15 protein-coding genes are annotated in these 17,499 nt (G+C 61.2%); 5 read left to right on the forward strand and 10 right to left on the reverse strand.

Annotation, left to right across the window (positions count from 1 at the left end; all coding sequences use genetic code 11):
- Window positions 1-6: 6 nt before the first annotated feature.
- The 4 genes from PSH57_RS12285 to PSH57_RS12300 all read right to left on the reverse strand — a co-directional run bounded on the left by PSH57_RS12285 (window position 7) and on the right by PSH57_RS12300 (window position 5,103).
- Window positions 7-2,142: a xanthine dehydrogenase family protein molybdopterin-binding subunit gene (locus tag PSH57_RS12285; protein ID WP_305416623.1), complete on the reverse strand. Its 2,136-nt coding sequence runs from the start codon at window positions 2,140-2,142 to the stop codon at window positions 7-9.
- Window positions 2,143-2,184: 42 nt separating this feature from the next.
- A complete protein-coding gene (locus PSH57_RS12290; protein WP_305389760.1) occupies window positions 2,185-2,640 on the reverse strand; it encodes a (2Fe-2S)-binding protein in 456 nt (151 codons plus the stop codon).
- Between the two features lie 287 nt (window positions 2,641-2,927).
- Complete coding sequence (locus PSH57_RS12295) at window positions 2,928-3,842, reverse strand: hydroxymethylglutaryl-CoA lyase (protein WP_305389762.1); 915 nt, start codon at window positions 3,840-3,842, stop codon at window positions 2,928-2,930.
- A gap of 58 nt (window positions 3,843-3,900) precedes the next feature.
- A complete protein-coding gene (locus PSH57_RS12300; protein WP_305389763.1) occupies window positions 3,901-5,103 on the reverse strand; it encodes a CaiB/BaiF CoA transferase family protein in 1,203 nt (400 codons plus the stop codon).
- A 182-nt stretch (window positions 5,104-5,285) separates the two neighbouring features.
- Here PSH57_RS12300 and PSH57_RS12305 point away from each other — a divergent pair, with 182 nt between their 5' ends.
- The gene (locus tag PSH57_RS12305) at window positions 5,286-6,206 is read left to right on the forward strand and encodes a LysR family transcriptional regulator (RefSeq protein ID WP_305389765.1); all 921 of its coding nucleotides are present in this window, start codon (window positions 5,286-5,288) and stop codon (window positions 6,204-6,206) included.
- Window positions 6,207-6,325: 119 nt separating this feature from the next.
- The gene (locus tag PSH57_RS12310) at window positions 6,326-7,333 is read left to right on the forward strand and encodes a TRAP transporter substrate-binding protein (RefSeq protein WP_305389766.1); all 1,008 of its coding nucleotides are present in this window, start codon (window positions 6,326-6,328) and stop codon (window positions 7,331-7,333) included.
- A gap of 97 nt (window positions 7,334-7,430) precedes the next feature.
- Here PSH57_RS12310 and yghU read toward each other — a convergent pair whose 3' ends face one another.
- From yghU to PSH57_RS12330, 4 genes are all read right to left on the reverse strand, one after another.
- On the reverse strand, window positions 7,431-8,270 hold the full coding sequence (gene yghU / locus PSH57_RS12315) for a glutathione-dependent disulfide-bond oxidoreductase (RefSeq protein WP_305389767.1): 840 nt from the start codon (window positions 8,268-8,270) through the stop codon (window positions 7,431-7,433).
- A 128-nt stretch (window positions 8,271-8,398) separates the two neighbouring features.
- Window positions 8,399-9,133 (reverse strand): substrate-binding periplasmic protein, encoded by a 735-nt coding sequence (locus PSH57_RS12320; protein WP_305389768.1) that lies wholly within the window; start codon window positions 9,131-9,133, stop codon window positions 8,399-8,401.
- 25 nt (window positions 9,134-9,158) lie between these two features.
- The gene (locus PSH57_RS12325) at window positions 9,159-10,502 is read right to left on the reverse strand and encodes a diguanylate cyclase (protein ID WP_305389770.1); all 1,344 of its coding nucleotides are present in this window, start codon (window positions 10,500-10,502) and stop codon (window positions 9,159-9,161) included.
- 1 nt (window position 10,503) lies between these two features.
- Window positions 10,504-11,274, reverse strand: coding sequence for a substrate-binding periplasmic protein (locus PSH57_RS12330; protein ID WP_305389771.1), 771 nt, complete (start codon window positions 11,272-11,274; stop codon window positions 10,504-10,506).
- 263 nt (window positions 11,275-11,537) lie between these two features.
- Here PSH57_RS12330 and treA point away from each other — a divergent pair, with 263 nt between their 5' ends.
- Entirely contained in the window at window positions 11,538-13,169 is a 1,632-nt protein-coding gene (gene treA / locus PSH57_RS12335; RefSeq protein ID WP_305389773.1) for an alpha,alpha-trehalase TreA, read from the forward strand.
- A 69-nt stretch (window positions 13,170-13,238) separates the two neighbouring features.
- Here the strand turns inward: treA and PSH57_RS12340 are convergent, their stop codons facing one another.
- Window positions 13,239-14,645, reverse strand: coding sequence for a GntP family permease (locus tag PSH57_RS12340; RefSeq protein ID WP_256228589.1), 1,407 nt, complete (start codon window positions 14,643-14,645; stop codon window positions 13,239-13,241).
- Between the two features lie 59 nt (window positions 14,646-14,704).
- Window positions 14,705-15,661 carry a D-erythronate dehydrogenase gene (gene denD, locus PSH57_RS12345; RefSeq protein WP_305389774.1) on the reverse strand — a complete coding sequence of 319 codons (957 nt, stop codon included), beginning with the start codon at window positions 15,659-15,661 and terminating at the stop codon, window positions 14,705-14,707.
- A gap of 191 nt (window positions 15,662-15,852) precedes the next feature.
- On the opposite strand from denD, the gene PSH57_RS12350 reads away from it, so the two are divergent.
- A complete protein-coding gene (locus PSH57_RS12350) occupies window positions 15,853-16,569 on the forward strand; it encodes a FadR/GntR family transcriptional regulator (RefSeq protein ID WP_305389775.1) in 717 nt (238 codons plus the stop codon).
- 21 nt (window positions 16,570-16,590) lie between these two features.
- Window positions 16,591-17,499 carry an L-threonate dehydrogenase gene (gene ltnD, locus PSH57_RS12355; RefSeq protein WP_305444895.1) on the forward strand — a complete coding sequence of 303 codons (909 nt, stop codon included), beginning with the start codon at window positions 16,591-16,593 and terminating at the stop codon, window positions 17,497-17,499.

Raw genomic sequence — 17,499 nt, forward strand, 5'->3', positions numbered from 1 at the left:
TCCACATCATGTACTGCTCGATGGACGCAGCGGCAGTTCACGCAAGCGTTGCCCTGTCAGCGCGAAGACCGCGTTGGCCACCGCCGCAGCGATAGGGGGCGTTGCGGGTTCGCCTACACCGCCAGGGCTCTCGGTGCTGGGCAGTACATGCGCCTCGATCTGCGGCATTTCGTTGATGCGAAGCACCCGGTAATCGTGAAAGTTGGACTGTTGGATACGACCCTCCTTGATGCTCATCTGCCCGAACAACGCTGCGCTGAGACCGAAGACAATAGCGCTTTCCATCTGTGCCTTGATGTTGTCCGGGTTGACCGGGATGCCGCAGTCGATCGCGCACACCACGCGATGAACGCGGATATTCCCAGCTTCGATGGAAACCTCCACCGCCTGGGCACAGTAGCTGCCAAATGATTGATGCACGGCGAGGCCGTGACCGCGTCCCGGCGCCGGCGTGCGCCCCCAACCGAAGCGTTCGGCGGCAAGGTTCAACACGCCCAGGTGGCGTGGGTCCGATTCAAGCAGCAGGCGTCGATACGTCAGCGGGTCCTGTCCGGTGGCGTGTGCCAGTTCATCCACCGCGCTTTCCATGACGAACGCGTTGTGGCTGTGTCCCACGGAGCGCCAATACCAAACGGGTATGTTCGAGCGGGGGGAGTGCGCTTCGACCCGATAGGCCGGGCTGCGCATGATGTAGGGCGAGTCGCTCATGCCTTCGACCGACGTCGGGTGAATGCCCGGCGCATCCGGAAAGATCGACTGACCCGCAGTGGTTTGCGACCAGGCTAGCGGTCGCCCGTCCGGCCCCAAGGCAACGCGCAGGTGTTGTGCGAAGGCTGAACGGTAGTAACCACCCTGCATGTCATCCTCGCGGCTCCAGAGGGTTTTCACCGGCACATTCACAGCCTTGGCGACCTCCACCGCTTCGGCGATGAAATCCTGCAGGGCCCGCCTGCCAAAACCGCCGCCCAGGAACGTGGTGTGAATACGGATTTGCTCAGGGGCTAGACCGGTGATCTTGGCGGCGGTTCGTTGATTGAACGTTTGCATCTGGCTGCCGACCCAGATGTCACAGCCGTCGTCGCTGAGTTTCACGGTGCAGTTGAGTGGCTCCATTGTGGCGTGCGCGAGGTAGGGCACGGTGTACGCCATCTCGATGACCTTGCCCGCAGTCTTCTGTGCTTGGTCCACCTCGCCGCGCTGCGCGACGACTTGACCCCGGGTGTGGGTCAGCGCGGTTAAATCCTGGCGTTGCTGGTCGCTGTCGAGGATGACGCTGCCGTTTGCAGCCTCCCATTGCACTTGCAGCGCATCGCGCCCGCGCTTGGCCGCCCAGTAATGATCAGCGACGACCGCAATGCCGCTGGGGACCTGAACCACATGGCGTACGCCAGGCAGTGCCTTGGCCTGCGTCGCATCGAAGGTGCGGACGCTGCCGCCGAGCATCGGCGCCCGTGCAACCACGGCGCAGAGCAACCCGTCGAACTGGATGTCGATGCCATACTTCGCGCGACCGCTGATCTTCTCTGGCGAGTCCAGCCGTAAGGCGCCCTTGCCGATCAGCGTCCAGGCAGCCGGATCTTTCAGGGACAGTGTCGCCGGATCCGGCACCGGGAGCGTGGCGGCCTGTTCGGCCAGTTCGCCATAACGCAGACGGGTATTGCCGGCGATGACCTCTCCATGTTCTGTGCGCAATGAGCTGGGTGGCTGGGCAAGACGAATAGCAGCCGCCTGGATCAACAGCGCCCGCGCCATTGCGCCTGCACGGCGATAGCGCTCGAACTCTTCACGAATGCTGGAAGAGCCGACGGTGGCCTGAAACCCACGCTGAGGGCTGGCATAGACGGCGGCGGCCGGCGCATGCTCGACCTTGAGTGTGTTCCAGTCAGCGTCCAGTTCTTCGGCGATGAGCAGGGTCAGGGTGGTCCAGACCCCCTGACCCATTTCGGAATGAGCCAGCATAATAGTGATGCTGTCATCCGGTGCTATGCGCAGAAATGCATTGGGCGCGAACTCGGGGGACTCGAGGACTTGCGCCATCAGGCGTCGGCCAGCAGGCACCGTGAAACCGACAATCAGGCCACTGCCGAGCACGGCACCAGACTTAAGAAAACTGCGACGAGAAGAGACAATCACGGCATTCATTGCAGAGCACTCCCTGGCTGAAAGGTGGCTGAGAGGATGGGGTTAGGTCTTGCTCAATTCGGCGGCGCGGTGGATTGCCAAACGAATGCGCTGGTACGTACCGCAGCGACATATATTCCCGGCCATGGCCTGATCGATGTCGGCGTCGGTGGGGGCGGGGTTGCTGGCCAACAATGCAGCGGCGGACATGATCTGGCCGGACTGGCAATAGCCGCACTGGACGACATCCAGTTCGGTCCAGGCACGCTGAACCGGATGGCCGATATCGGCTGACAGCCCTTCGATGGTGGTGATTTTTTTACCGGCCAGGGCACCGACCGGCGTGATGCAACTGCGCTGGGGCGAGCCGTCGATATGCACGGTGCAGGCGCCGCATAGGCCCATCCCGCAACCGAACTTGGTGCCGGTCATGCTCATGAGGTCTCGAATGACCCACAGCAGCGGCATATCGGCGGGCGCATCCACTTCCAGTTCGCGTTCATTGACCTGTAGCTTCATTGTTGACTCCCAGTCTGCGAAGAGAAGATCCGTGGCGACATTGAAGACACTGATTGGCGATGGACACCGTCGCGTTCAAACCGGGTCGATGATCGGCAATGACTCAAGGGTTTTGTCGCCAATGGGGATCGAGAGGGAGCTTACAAGGCAGGGGCTCTGGCTATAAAGCCAGGAGATTTGAATGGTCTGTGCAGGACGCAATAACAATATTGGCGGATGCTGGAGGGCGCCGTGAGGCGCTCTACTATCGGCGGGCTAGCCTCGGCCCGAGGCTATCGGCTGTGTTTCTATTGAGCTTTTGCATAACGTCGGTCGGACTTGCCGGCCTTGAGGATTGCCCCTGGCACCGGGTGGCCGACCAGCGTCGGCAGGGTGGCCGCCACCGCCAGCAATTTGTCCAGGTCGACGCCAGTGTCCAGCCCCATGCGTTGGAACATGTGTACCAGATCCTCACTGCAAATATTCCCGCTGGCGCCAGGCGCATAGGGGCAGCCGCCCAGCCCACCGAGCGAGGCATCGAAACGATCAATACCGGCGTCCAGTGCCGCCAGTGCATTGGCCAGTCCCATGCCTCGGGTGTTGTGAAAGTGCAGGGTAAACTGGGTTTGCGGCCAGCGCGCCAGGGCTTCACGGCAGATGCGTGCGACCTGCGCCGGATCGGCCATGCCAGTGGTGTCACACAAGGTCACGCCCTGCACACCGATGTCCAGCAAGCGTTGGATCAGCTCATGGACCCGGGCTTCGGCTACCTGGCCTTCGAACGGGCAGCCGAAGGCAGTCGACAATGAGGCGTTGATGAACACGCCGCTACCCTGGCTGACGGCAATGATCTGGCGGAACTGCTCGAGCGATTGTTCGGCAGTCATGCGCAGGTTGGCCATGCCGTGGCTGTCGCTGGCCGACATCACCAGGTTGATTTCGTCGACCTGACAGGCCAATGCCCGCTCACAGCCTTTCACGTTGGGCACCAGCACGCAGTATTCCACCCCTGGCACGCGACGGATGCCGCGCATCACCTCTTCGGCATCGCGTAGGCTGGGAATCGCTTTGGGCGAGGTGAAAGAGGTGACTTCGATTTTCGCCAACCCGGTTTGCGCCAGACGATCGATCAGGGCGATCTTGTCTTCGCTGGGGATGAACTGGGCTTCGCTCTGGAAGCCGTCGCGGGTGACGACTTCCTGGATGTACAGGCGTTTGCTCATGGGGCGGTTCTCCGGGTATCGATGACGGGCGCAGGCTTTTTTGCAGGCGCGCCCTTGTTCAGATGATGCCGCGCTCGCGCAAGCCGCGGACCTGTTCGCCGCTCAGGCCCAGGCCGGCCAGCAGGTCGTCGGTGTGCTCGCCCAGCCCTGGGCCACCGGCGCCGAGACGGCCCGGGGTGCGGCTGAGTTTGGGCAGTACACCCGGCACTTTCAGCGCGCCGGCGCTGGTTTGCACGGTCTCGATCATCTGGCGCGCCAGGTAGTGCGGGTCCTGGACGATATCGGCGGCGGTGTAGGGGAAACCGGCCGGCACCAACGCCTGATTCAGTGCCTCCAGGACCTGGTCCCGGTCGTGTTGCAGGGTCCACTCGGCGATGGCCGCATCGATGCGCTCGGCGTGTTCGCCACGTCCGTCGTTCTGCGCCAGGCGCGGGTCGTCGGCCAGATCCTGGCGACCGATCAGTTGCATCAATCGTTTGTAGATACTGTCACCATTGCCGGCAATCAATACGAAATGACCGTCGCCGCAGGGATAGGAGTTGGACGGAGTGATGCCCGGCAGGGCACTGCCGGCGGGCTCGCGAATATAACCGCAGGCGTCGTACTCCGGCACCAGGCTTTCCATCATCGCAAACACCGATTCGTACAGCGCCACGTCAATGAACTGGCCCATGCCGCTGTTCTGGCGCTCCTGCAAGGCGAGAAGCACGCCGATGACGCCATACAGTGAAGACAACGAATCGCCCAGGCTGATGCCGACACGCACCGGTGCCTGACCCGGGTGACCGGTGAGGTGGCGCAGGCCGCCCATGGCCTCGCCGATGACACCGAAGCCGGGGCGATCACGATAGGGGCCGGTCTGCCCGTAGCCAGAGATGCGCAGCATGATCAGGCGCGGGTTGATCTTCGACAGCGTGTCCCAGCCCAGGCCCCAACCTTCCAGAGTGCCGGGGCGAAAGTTCTCGACCAGTACATCGGCTTCGGCAACCAGCCGGCGGACAATGTCCTGACCTTCCGCCGCCTTCAGGTTGAGGGTCAGGGACTGCTTGTTGCGCGACTGCACATGCCACCAGAGCGAGGTGCCGTCCTTGAGCTTGCGCCACTTGCGCAACGGATCGCCAACACCCGGCGGCTCGATCTTGATCACCTGGGCACCAAACTCACCGAGCATCTTACTGGCGAAGGGGCCAGCGATCAGTTGGCCCATTTCCAGGACCTTCAGGCCTTGCAGCGCCATGCTGCTTACGTGTTGTTCTGTCATGTCTGCACCTTTGGGTCGTGCGCTGTTCTTTGGCAGGCAGGATGGCTCAGGCCCATGGTCTGAACAATTGATCAATGACCAAGCCAGGCTTCGTATCCTGCGAAGTACCACCTGTGAGAACCTTGAAACTGTTCTTTATCGTGCTGCACGTCGTGATACACGACTGACAGGAGGCCGCGCCTATGCGTCGTATCGATTTCGTCACTCTCAAGCTGTTCGTCGCCATCGCTGATGAGCGCAGCCTGACCAAGGCCGCCGAGCGCGAGCATCTGGCCCTGGCGGCGGTGAGCAAACGGGTCAGTGACCTGGAAAACCAGTTGGGAATCGCCTTGCTCTACCGTCAGCCCAAGGGCGTCGAACTGACCCCGGCCGGACATGCCTTGCTGCATCACGCACGCAATGTGATGGACAACCTTGCGCAGCTCAATGCCGACCTCAGCGAGTTCAGCGAGGGGGTCAAGGGACATGTGCGCATTCACGCCAACACCTCGGCGGTGATCGAGTTTTTGCCCGAGGACCTCAGCGCTTTTACCCGGTTGCACCCGCAGGTCAAAATCGATCTGGAAGAGCGGGTCAGCAGCGAAGCCATCCGTGCGGTGCGCGAAGGGCTGACCGATATCGGTATTTTCGCCGGGCATGTGCCTGCCGACGAGGTGCAGGTGTTTAGCTACCGCCACGATCGGTTGGTGCTGGTCACCCCACGCGAGCATCCGCTGGCCGAGCGCAGCAGCATCAGCCTGCGCGACGCCGTCGGCTACGACTTTATCGGCCTGCAGCAGGACGCCTCGTTGCACAGCCTGCTGCAGCAGGCTGCGCGTCATTTGGGCACGCCATTGCGCCTGCGTATCCAGGTGCGCAGCTTCGAGGCCATTTGCCGGATGATCCACACCGGCATGGGGATCGGCATCCTGCCGGAACTTGCCGTGCGGACCTATTTGCCGGCGCTCGATGTGCGGGTCATTGCGTTGGACGATCCCTGGGCGCGTCGCGAGTTGAAGATCGCCGTACGCAGCCTGGAAGCGCTGTCGATGACGGCACGCCAGATGCTCGAGCACCTGATGACCAGCGAGCAGAGGGAGACGTCCATGAATGAGCCTTCGTGAAAGCCGAAGGCAGCGTTGTTCAAATATGAATTTCAGTCGCGTAGGGACGGGGGTAGAGTCCAAACGGACTGAGGGGGGACGCGTCCCCACCGCTCGAACAAAAACAATAGGAGCTCACCATGAAGTATCCATCCGTGCGTCGTGGCCTGACCGGCCTGCTTGCCAGCTTTGCTCTGGTCGGTGGGTTGTCTGCCCAGGCCGCCGAGCCGATTCTGATCAAGTTCTCCCACATCACCGCCGACAGCACGCCCAAGGGGCAGGGCGCCCTGATGTTCAAGAAGTTAGTGGAGGAGCGCCTGCCGGGTAAAGTCGACGTGCAGGTCTACTCCAATTCGTCGTTGTACGGCGATGGCAAGGAGATGGAAGCCTTGCTGCTGGGAGAGGTGCAGATGTTGGCGCCGGCGCCCTCGAAACTGGAGCAGTACACCAAGCAATTGCAGTTGTTCGACTTGATGTTCCTGTTCGACGATGTAGCGGCGGCGCAGCGCTTTCAACAGTCGGACAAAGGCAAGGCGCTGCTCAGGTCAATGGAAGGCAAGGGCATCACCGGGCTGGCCTACTGGCTCAACGGCATGCGCCAGTTGACCGCGAACAAGCCGCTGGTCAAGCCAAGTGATGCTCGCGGGCAGAAGTTCCGTGTGCAGCCGTCTGACCTGCAGGCCGCACAATACAGCGCGTTGCGCGCGGTGCCGCGCAAGATGGCGTTCGCCGAGATATACCAGGGCCTGCAGACGGGAGTGGTGAATGCTCAGGACAACCCCTGGTCGAACATCTATTCCCAGAAATACTATGAAGTGCAGAAGTACATGACCGAGTCCAACCATGCGATCGGTAACTACCTGCTGATCGCCAACACCAAGTTCTGGAATGGTTTGCCGGTAGATGTACGCGATGAGCTGGAGCAGATCATCGATGAGGTCACTGTCGAAGTGAACAAGCAGGCCGAGGTGCTCAATCAGAAGGCCAAGCAGGGCATCATCGATTCAGGCAAGAGCGAGATCATCAGCCTGACCCCGCAGCAACGTGATGCCTGGCGCGACGCAGTGCGTCCAGCCTGGAAAGCCTTCGAAACCCAGATCGGCACCGAATTGATCGAAGCGGCCCAGGCGGCCAACCAATCTAACTGAAGTTTGAAGGTCCTCAGCCACGGCCGCCCGTTCGGGGTGGCCGATGACATTCATGAGAGACATCCGGCGCTGACAGGAAAAGACCGGCCCGGACCCTTCAACCCAGATCCCCAGCCCGATGCCGCTCCGGCACCTGGCTCGCTTCATCGCCCCACGTGCGGTTGACTCGTTGCCCACGGATCACCGCCGGCCGATTGGCGATCTCCTCGGCCCAGCGTTGCACATGGGTATATTCGTGGGCAGCAAGGAACTCGGCAGCCGAGTACACGTTGTCGCGAACCAGTTGACCATACCAGGGCCAGACCGCGATATCGGCGATGGTATAGCTGTCTGCGGCCAGGTATTGGCTTTCACCAAGACGACGATCCAGGACGTCGAGCTGGCGTTTGGTTTCCATGGTGAAGCGATTGATGGGGTATTCAAGCTTATCGGGCGCATACGCGTAGAAATGCCCGAAGCCTCCGCCCAGGTAGGGCGCTGCACCCATCTGCCAGAACAACCAGTTCAGGGTTTCGGTGCGCCCGGCCGGGTCGGTGGGCAGGAAGGCGCCGAATTTTTCCGCCAGGTACAGCAGGATCGAACCAGACTCGAAAACCCGGATCGGTGGCTCCACGCTGCGATCGAGCAATGCCGGGATTTTTGAGTTCGGGTTGATCTGGACAAAACCACTGGAGAACTGGTCGCCCTCGTTGATACGAATCAACCAGGCGTCATATTCCGCGCCGGTATGCCCCAGCGCCAGCAGCTCTTCCAGGAGGATGGTCACCTTCACGCCATTGGGCGTGGCCAGTGAATAGAGTTGCAACGGATGTTCGCCCACTGGCAGTACTTTTTCATGGGTCGGCCCGGCGGTAGGGCGGTTGATGTTGGCGAACTGGCCGCCAGAGGGGGCGTTATGTTTCCAGACTCTGGGCGGGACATAGGGCGCTTTGCTCATGGGAGGTGCCTCATTGCCGATTTGCAGTGACCGCGTGAACCGCGAAAAAAGCTCTGGCCCAAGCCTGCCATAGGAGGGTCAGCGTCAGCAAATCACCCCGCGTACAAGTACAGCATTACGCCCGCCGGCTAACGCTCTTGAGTCATGATCCGGTCCACTTCGCCTGACGCCTTGAGCTGCGCGAAAGCCCGTTGAGCTCTGGTGACGATCTCGTCTGGCGTGCTCAGACTAAAGGCCATGTGAACTCTGTGGGGTTGTTCATCAAGGGAAAACACCTCTTCCAGTGACGTGAAATCCACCTGGGCATCTTTGCTCATCAGGCGCGCAGTGTTCTCGGGCATCGGCAGCAACTGGACTTGATGATTCAGCAGTTTTTGAAAATTATCGTGGTTGTCCGCCGATATCACCAGGCGGGTGAAGCCTTTCTGCTGCAGGTAAACCTGCTTGGTGTCATTGCGCACCACGCCTATGCTGTATTGCTTGGCATCTTCAAGGTTGTCAACGGCTATGCCGTCACGCTCACGCAGCTTGTAAAGCTTGGTCGTCGCCCGATGTATTTCGCCCACCCATTTGAACATCTGCTCGCGGGCCGGCGTGCGATCAAGTGGGAAGATCATCACATTGGGTTCATGCAAGGCCTTTTCGTAGGCGCGTGCCCATGGGTACAGCAACATACGGTAATCGCTGATCCCTGCGCCCTTCAACGTCTCGTCGGCTATTCGAGTACCCGGTCCGACGAGCTCGCCTTCACGCAGGTAGGCGTATAACGAGTCTTCGGTCACGACTTCAATCGCCTCGGCGTGACTTTTCACGCTGATCAGGGTCAGGAGCATGCAAGAGCAGAGCATCAGACGGTAGTGCATACAGACCTCGCTGCACACGATGGTTTTATAAAGCGACGCAATTGCGTCCCTGGCGTTTGGCCCGGTACAACGCCTGGTCGGCGCGTTGCAGCAGTTGGTCGAAGTGGTCCATGGTTTCGGTGTCCAGTTCGGCGACGCCGATGCTCAGGGTGACAAAGGGCGAAACCGCCGAGCCGCTATGGGGCAGTTCAAGTTCCGCCAGGCTTTCACGAAGCCGCTGGGCTGCCCCGCATGCCTGGCTGGCGTCGATGTTGGGCAACACCACAACGAACTCTTCACCTCCCAGGCGCGCGGTCAGCTCGCCGGAGCGGCCGAACACACTGCTCAGAGCCCCGGCGATCTGTTTCAAACACTCGTCCCCCTTGATATGGCCGTAGGTGTCGTTGTAGATCTTGAAGAAGTCGACATCGCACATCAGCACGGCCAGCGGGGTGTTGTGGCGGATCGCACGGCGGAATTCGACATCCTTCAGTTCATCGAAATAACGACGGTTGGCCAAGCCCGTCAAGGCATCGTGACGCGACAGCGCTTCGAGGGCCTGGTTGGCGGTCTTGAGTTCCGAGGTGCGCGCCTCGACCAGTTCGGCCAACTGGTCGCGGCTGGCTGCAAGGGCCAGTTCGTCCGAGTGCTGGCGTTCCAAATGGGCGCGGAGGTTGTCTTGCAGTGCATTGACTTTGGATTCGAGCAGGCTCAACTCGTCCTGGCGCTGGACCGAACGTTGCAGCTTGAGATGGAAGTTGAGTGTCTGTGGTGAGAGTTTCCCCAGATGCCGGGCGATATGGACAACGTGTACGGTCACCAGGCGGTTGAACATGGTCATGACCAGGCCTGCCAGCAGCAACGACTGGATCACCTGAGTGATGACGATGCTGCGCGCTTCGTCCCAGAGACGCTCCCAAAGCAGGTTGTTATCGCCCTCGATGGTCAGTTCACCGACCTTTTCGTTGGCACCGATGTAGGGCTGCGCGACGAGCTGGCGATGCACCACCGGCGCCACACCAGATGTATCGGTGGCATAGCGATTGAACTCGATGATTTCAGGCGATTGTCCTGGCCGCAGAATGTTCAACACCACGCGGCCCACCGGCGGCGCCTTCGCGACGCTGGTGATCTGTTTGTCCAACGACTCACGGTCCATTTCCCAAATGGCATGGGCCAAGGTGTTCTGGAACACCTGGTCGATCAGAACCAGTTCCGAATTCATCTGCGCCAGATTGTTTTCCCAGGCCTGCCAGGTACGCAGCGTGACCATCGCCAGGGTGAAGCACAGGCAGAACAACAGCGTAGCCAAAACCAGACGCCGTCCCAGCGAGCTGAACGTCCTGGTTTTTGGCGGGTGGATGGGGACAGTCCGAAAATCGTCGGCCATGTCATAACCACTTGCGCATGATGGCATCGTAAACGCCATTGCGGCGGATGGTCTCAAGGGCAGAGCGGAATCTCTCGACCGTTGCGGCCGGCGTCTTGCGACTGAACGCCATGCTCAAGCCATCCTGACTGCTCAATTCGGGAAGCGCCAGCGAGCGGACCAGCACTTTGTCCGGGTCTTCGCCATTCTGGCGGGTCAGGTACAGCGCGTTGAGCTCATTGGAAATCCATAGCTCCACGTGATCGACCTTGAGCTTGCGGTAGTTGTGTTCGTACTTGTTGCTCGACTGAAGGTCTTTACCAATGCGGAAACCCTCTGACACCAGGTATTGCTCACCCACGTCCTGATTGACGGTGGCAATCTGGTGACCGTGGGCATCCTCCAGTGAGTTGAGTTTTACCGGGCGCTCAGCCAGCGAGTATAGGTACCACTGGGTCGGGGCGATGGCCCCGACCCACTGGAAAAGTGCTTCGCGCGCAGGTGTTCGGGCGATTGAATAGATCAACACGTTACTTTCATTAAGCGCCAGTTCGTAGGCCCGGGCCCAAGGCATGGGCTGAATGGACGCCTCTACGCCGACCTCCTTGAGCACCGCCTGGACCACCTCGGTGCTCATACCAGTCACTCGCCCGTTCTGCGTCATGTTATAGGGCGGCAGTTCTTCGGTAACGATGCGCAGCGCAGTCTCTGCGGCGGCGTTTGGCACGGCTGCACTTGCAGCCAGGAACATCAGGACGCAGCACATCAGAAGGCGGTTAAGCGGCAAAATCATCGAGAATTACCTTATGTAACCAGCAGTGCCAGCGAGGCCTGGGAGCCGTTGACATAATGTGTTATCGGCTGGGCCTATGCGCGCTTGAGTGTCATCCGTCGAAACCGGGGGACATCGAGCATGGGGGCGATCGGTCCTGGCGATGTGGAAAAACTTGAGTTTGGCCTCTCTTGTTCCAGCTGTCGATTCGGCGACATTTAATGAACCGGGTTTGTTCGGTCATGTCAGTCGTTTGTCAGGAACGACAAATGATGGAGCCGCTGATGCGACCAATGTATTTCACCAGCCTGTCCTTCGCCGCGTTGCTGTGCGCGGCGTGCTCAAGCCAACCGCCCGCGACCTGGAGCTACATGGATGCCAAGGGTCGGGCCAATCTGCCGCCCGACCAGGCGTATCCTGAGTTGTTCGAAGCCGTGCAGAACAACCAGCTGTTCACCGACCAGAAGCATTTCGTCGATGCACTGCCCACCCGTAACCCATCGAAAATCCGTGCCGAGTACCTGGCTCGTCGCGACAACAGCGACTTCGATCTCGAAACCTTCGTGAAGGACAATTTCATCGAGTCTGGCGAAGCGCAAAGCCCGGCACCGAAACCGGGCGCGCCAATTCAAGCGCACATCGACAGCCTTTGGCCCGTGTTAAGTCGCACCTATCGCCAGGTGCCGCCCTACAGCAGCCTGTTGCCCTTGCCGCAACCCTATGTCGTTCCAGGCGGGCGCTTTCGCGAGATGTACTACTGGGATTCCTACTTCACCATGCTCGGGCTTGAACAAAGCGGTGATCAGGCGCAGGTGCGCCAGATGACCGATAACTTTGCCTACATGATCGACACGTACGGGCACATTCCCAATGGCAATCGCACTTACTACCTGAGCCGCTCACAACCGCCATTCTTCGCCTACATGGTGCAGTTGCAGGCGCACATCGAAGGTGACCAGGCTTTTGGGCGCTACCTTCCACAATTGCAGAAGGAATATGCCTATTGGATGCAAGGCGCCCGAGCGCTCAAACCCGGCACCGCCGCTGAACACGTGGTCAAGCTCGCCGATGGCAGCGTGCTCAATCGCTATTGGGACGCCAGTTCGACGCCGCGACAGGAGTCCTGGTTGCAAGATGTCAAAACCGCCGAACAGGCCTCGAACAGACCCAGGCAAGAGGTCTGGCGTGACCTGCGTGCCGGCGCGGAAAGCGGTTGGGACTTCAGTTCGCGCTGGCTCGGCGATGGTCAGAACCTTGCGAGCATACGCACCACCTCCATTGTGCCGGTGGATCTGAACAGCCTGCTCTATCATCTGGAACGCACCATCGCTAAGGCTTGTGAAACCGTGCAAAACACGCTATGTACCCAGGCCTATGGTCAGCGCGCAGAACGTCGTCAGCGCGCGATTGAACAGCATTTGTGGAATGCCGATGCAGGGTTTTACGTGGACTACGACTGGCAGCAGAAGCGTCAACGCCCGCAACTGACTGCCGCGACGCTGTTTCCCCTCTACACGGGCCTTGCCTCCACCGAGCACGCCAAACGCACGGCCGAAGCGGTACGCGATGGCCTGTTGCGCCCCGGGGGCATTGCCACCACGCAGGTCAGCAATGGCCAACAGTGGGACGAACCCAATGGTTGGGCGCCGCTGCAGTGGGTGGCGGTTGAGGGACTGGATCGCTACGGACACACCGCGCTGGCGCAACAGATTGGCACTCGCTTTCTGCAACAGGTACACAATCTCTATCGTAAGGAAGACAAACTGGTAGAGAAATACGACGTATCCGGGCGGGGAGATGGCGGGGGAGGTGGCGAATATGAGTTGCAGGACGGTTTTGGCTGGACGAATGGCGTGACGCTGAAACTGTTGAGCAAATATGGCGCAGGTTCCTCCGCAACGGCTGTGGGTGAATGAGCGGGCGCTAAGAGCAAGCGGTAACCTGGGCAGGATTTATCAGTTCCTGCCCAGGTGCCCGGCGCGTGGTTATCCGAGAATGGCGTTGAAGAACAACAGGGTGAGCAGGGAAGTGAACCAGCCGATCGTGGTCGGAACGGACCAGGTCAGCATCTGGTGCTTGGCGTTGGTGACCCCGAGCATGCGGTTGACCACCCAGAAATAACTGTCGTTGAAGTAGCCAAAGACCATCGAGCCAATGGCCGCCGCCTGGGCGGCGAAGACCATGTTAACGTCGGGAATCGAGGCCAGGATCGGCGCGGAAATCGAGGCGCCGGTGATCATTGCCACGGTACCGCTGCCCTGGATCAGACGCACCAGGGACGCGATCACGAAGGGGATCAACACCGCCGGCAGCGGCAAGGTGGCGACCCATTCGCCCATGTACTGACCCGCACCGCTGTCGCGCAACACGGCACCCAACGCGCCCCCGGCGCCGGTGACCAGCAGGATGATGCCGGCGCTTTCCACGCCTTTCTCCATATGTGCGATGACTTCCTCACGCGGGCGCCGTGGCACCAGGCCATACAGCGCCGCCACCACCCCGAGGCCGACGGCGATGACCGGGTTGCCGACAAAAGCGATGATCTGACCGAACAGGCTCTGGGTCAGAGTGCTGTCACCGTTGAGTTTGCCGAGGGCGACGACCAGGGTGTTGGCGAAGATCAGCACGATGGGTAGCACGATTGGCAGCATCGACAGCCACAGCGGCGGCAGCTCGGCCTCGCGGGCATCGGCACGTTCGAGCACTTCACGGTAGGCGGTGGCGGGTTCGACCGGCTTCTGACCGCTTTGAGCGATCATCGCCTCGATGCGTGGGCCCATAAAGCGGGCGTAGGCCACCAGCACGAAGGTGCCGGGAATGGTGAACACCACGCCCCAGAAAATCATCAGCCCCACGTCGATATTGAAGATCCCGGCAATCCCCAGCGGCCCGGGCGTCGGCGGCACGGCATGGTGGGTCAGCATCAGACCGCTGGCCAGGGCGATGCCCAGGGTCAGCATCGATTTGCCGCTGTTGCGCGCCAGCGCCCGGACTAACGGGTTGAGGATGACGAATGCCGAGTCGCAGAAGATCGGCACTGAGACAATGTAGCCGGTCACCATCATTGCCCACTCTTCGCGCTTGTTGCCCAGCCAGCGCACGAAGGTATAGGCCATCCGCTCGGCGGCGCCGGAGACTTCCAGCAGGCGACCCATCATCACACCGAAACCGATGACCAGGCCGATGGTCGACAGCGTGGCACCGAAGCCGGTGGTGATGGATTTGACCAGCGCGTCGGGCGCCATGCCGCCACCCAGGCCGGCGATCGAGGCGGCGATGATCAGCGCCAGCAGGGCGTGGATGCGGGTCTTGAGAACCAGCACGATGAGTATGACGATGGCCAGGACCAGGCTCACCATCAGCTGTGGGCCGGCGATAGAAGTTGCGTCCATTGGGTAATCACTCTTGTTGTTATTGGATGGAACGACGGCACCGCTCGGCGCCGCCTGGGTCAGTGATTCATGCTGTGCTGGTGCGCCCTTACCACGCTGTCGAAGTCGGCATCACCGCGAAAGCCCAATTGCAGCGGCCGCTGGATGTCGAAGTCGCCGGGCCAGCTGCAGACGATGCGCTGGATCCGCTCGTCCGGCTCAAAGCTGACCCGCGCGCGCGCGGCCTCGCCACCGACGCGAGCGAGACTGTCGAGCATTTCGCTGACGCGCACGCTGATGCCGGGCAGGTTGAGGGTCCGACGCAGGCCAAGCGCCTGGCCGTCCAGACGCGCGGCGTGGACCAGATTGTCGACCACGGTCTGCGGCGAAGACAGCCACATGCGGGTATCCAGTGGTACTGGACAGTTGCTCGCCTCGCCGGCCAGGGGCTCGCGCAGTATGCCGCTGGCGAATGACGAGGCCGCTGCGTTGGGTTTGCCGGGGCGAACGGAAATTGTCGGCAGGCGACACACCCGGCCATCGATGAAGCCTTTGCGCGAGTAGTCGTTGATCAGCAGTTCGGCCATTGCCTTCTGCGCGCCATAGGACGATTGCGGCAGCGGTGCGAGTTCCTCGGGCACCTGCTCGGGCATCGGCCCGCCGAATACTGCCAGTGAGCTGGCGAACACGAAACGCGGTGCCTGGCCCTGTTGGCGGCAGGCTTCGAGCAGGGCGCGGGTCGCATCGAAGTTGACCCGCATGCCAAGGTCGAAATCAGCTTCGGCCTGACCACTGACGATCGCGGCCAGGTGATAGACCAGGGAAGTTTCTGGGCCGATCAGCGATTTGATAAAGACCGGGTCGCAGATGTCGCCTGTGTGCGACACCACCCGCGGGTCATCGATGGGGCAGGGGGCCAGGTCGACCGAGACGAGGCTGGCGTCGGGGGGCAGCAAGTCACTTGCAGTGGGCGCCAGCAGCGCTTCGATCAGGCGGGCGCCGAGAAAGCCAGCGCCGCCAGTTACCAGGATCTTCATGTATTGCACTCCGCTTAAGGAGAATATTCGGGGCAGGGTGCCGAACGCCCCGTATTCTTGTTATTTGACGAACCAGGTGACAAGCAGTTGTCATGTTGTATGATGAATTTAACGTGGACGCAACCGTTGCGTGTTTTCTTCTTGCCCACAGCGAGTGGCGAGGCAGCGCGACGATTGCCGGGAGAATTTGAGTGGACAGTCTGAACGACGTTACCCCCAAGCTGGCCGAACGGCTGGCCAAACGCCTGAGTGCAGCGGTCCATGACGGCCAGTTGGCCGCCGGTAACCGCCTGCCTACTGAGCAGGCATTGTGCGAGCAGTACGGTGTCAGCCGCACGGTGGTGCGCGAAGCGATTTCGATGCTCAAGCGCGAAGGCATGCTCACTTCGCGCCAGGGCAGCGGCACCTTCGTCGTGCCCAATCCCAGTGTCGCGCTGCGCCTGTCTCCGCCCCAGGGCAACTTCGAGGCCGTGGTGGAAATCCTCGAATTGCGCAGTGCGCTGGAGATCAAGGCCGCCGAACTGGCCGCGGCGCGGCGCACCAATGCGCAACTGCGGGCGATGCAAAACGCCCTGGCCGAGCTCGACGAAGCGGTCGAGCGTGGTGAAGACGGCGTGCGCGAAGACCTCGCCTTCCACCGTTCGGTGGTGGCCGCCACCGGTAACCAGCACTTTCTCGAAACCATCGATTTTCTGCACCAGCTGCTGCAACAGGCGATCAGAGTGACCCGTTGCAATGAGGCGCGTAACAGCCAGTACATGCAGCAGGTCGACCAGGAGCACCACGCGCTGCTCGAGGCGATCGCTGCCGGTGACAGCGAGGCGGCACGTACCGCGGCCTCCTCGCACCTGCGCAACGCCGAAGTCCGCCTGCGCGAAGCGCGAAGCGAGGCCGACGCGTCCGGATAACAACCACAAGAGGATTCACCCGTGACAGCAATATCCAATATTGGTGTGGTCGGCCTGGGCTCCATGGGCCTGGGCATGGCGCGTTCCCTTTTACGTGCCGGTTTGCCCGTGTGGGGCTACGACATCCGCGAGGACGTGCGCCAGGCCTTCAGCGCCGAGGGCGGCCAGCCGGTCAGCGGCCTGAGTGACAGCGCGGCGCTCAGCGATCTGCTGTTCATCGTGGTAGTCAACGCCGCGCAGACCGAGCAACTGCTGTTCGGCGAGCAGGGTATTGCGGCGCGGTTGCGTCCGGGTTCCGTGGTCATCGCCTGTGCAACCATCTCCGCGGCGGCTGCGCGGCGCATCAGTGGGCGCTTGGCCGAGCATCAGGTGCTGATGCTCGATGCGCCGATTTCAGGCGGGGCGGTGCGCGCCGAAGCGGGCGAGTTGACCATCATGGCGTCGGGGCCGCAAGCGGCCTTCGAACGGGCGCAAACCGCACTTGCTGCGGTCGCCGCCAAGGTTTACCGGCTGGGTGAAGAGGCCGGGCAAGGCTCGCAGATCAAACTGGTCAACCAGTTGCTCGCCGGGGTCCATATTGCCGCTGCGGCCGAAGCCATGGCCTATGGCATTCGCCAGGGCTGCGATCCCGAGGCGCTGTACGAGGTGATCAGTCACAGCGCCGGTAATTCCTGGATGTTCGAAAACCGCGTGCCGCATTTGCTGGCGGGTGATTATCGACCGCGCTCGGCGGTGGACATTTTCGTCAAGGATCTGGGCCTGGTGCTCGACAGCGCCCAGGAGGCGGTCTTCCCGCTGCCGCTGACCGCCAGCGCCCACCAGATGTTCAAGCAAGCGTCGGCTTCCGGGCTGGGGCGCGAGGATGATATCGCCGTGGTGAAGATATTCCCCGGTATCAACCTGCCTGCCGCCGCCAACGAGGAGATTTGA

The sequence above is a fragment of the Pseudomonas hefeiensis genome, from assembly GCF_030687835.1.
Lineage (GTDB): Bacteria > Pseudomonadota > Gammaproteobacteria > Pseudomonadales > Pseudomonadaceae > Aquipseudomonas > Aquipseudomonas hefeiensis.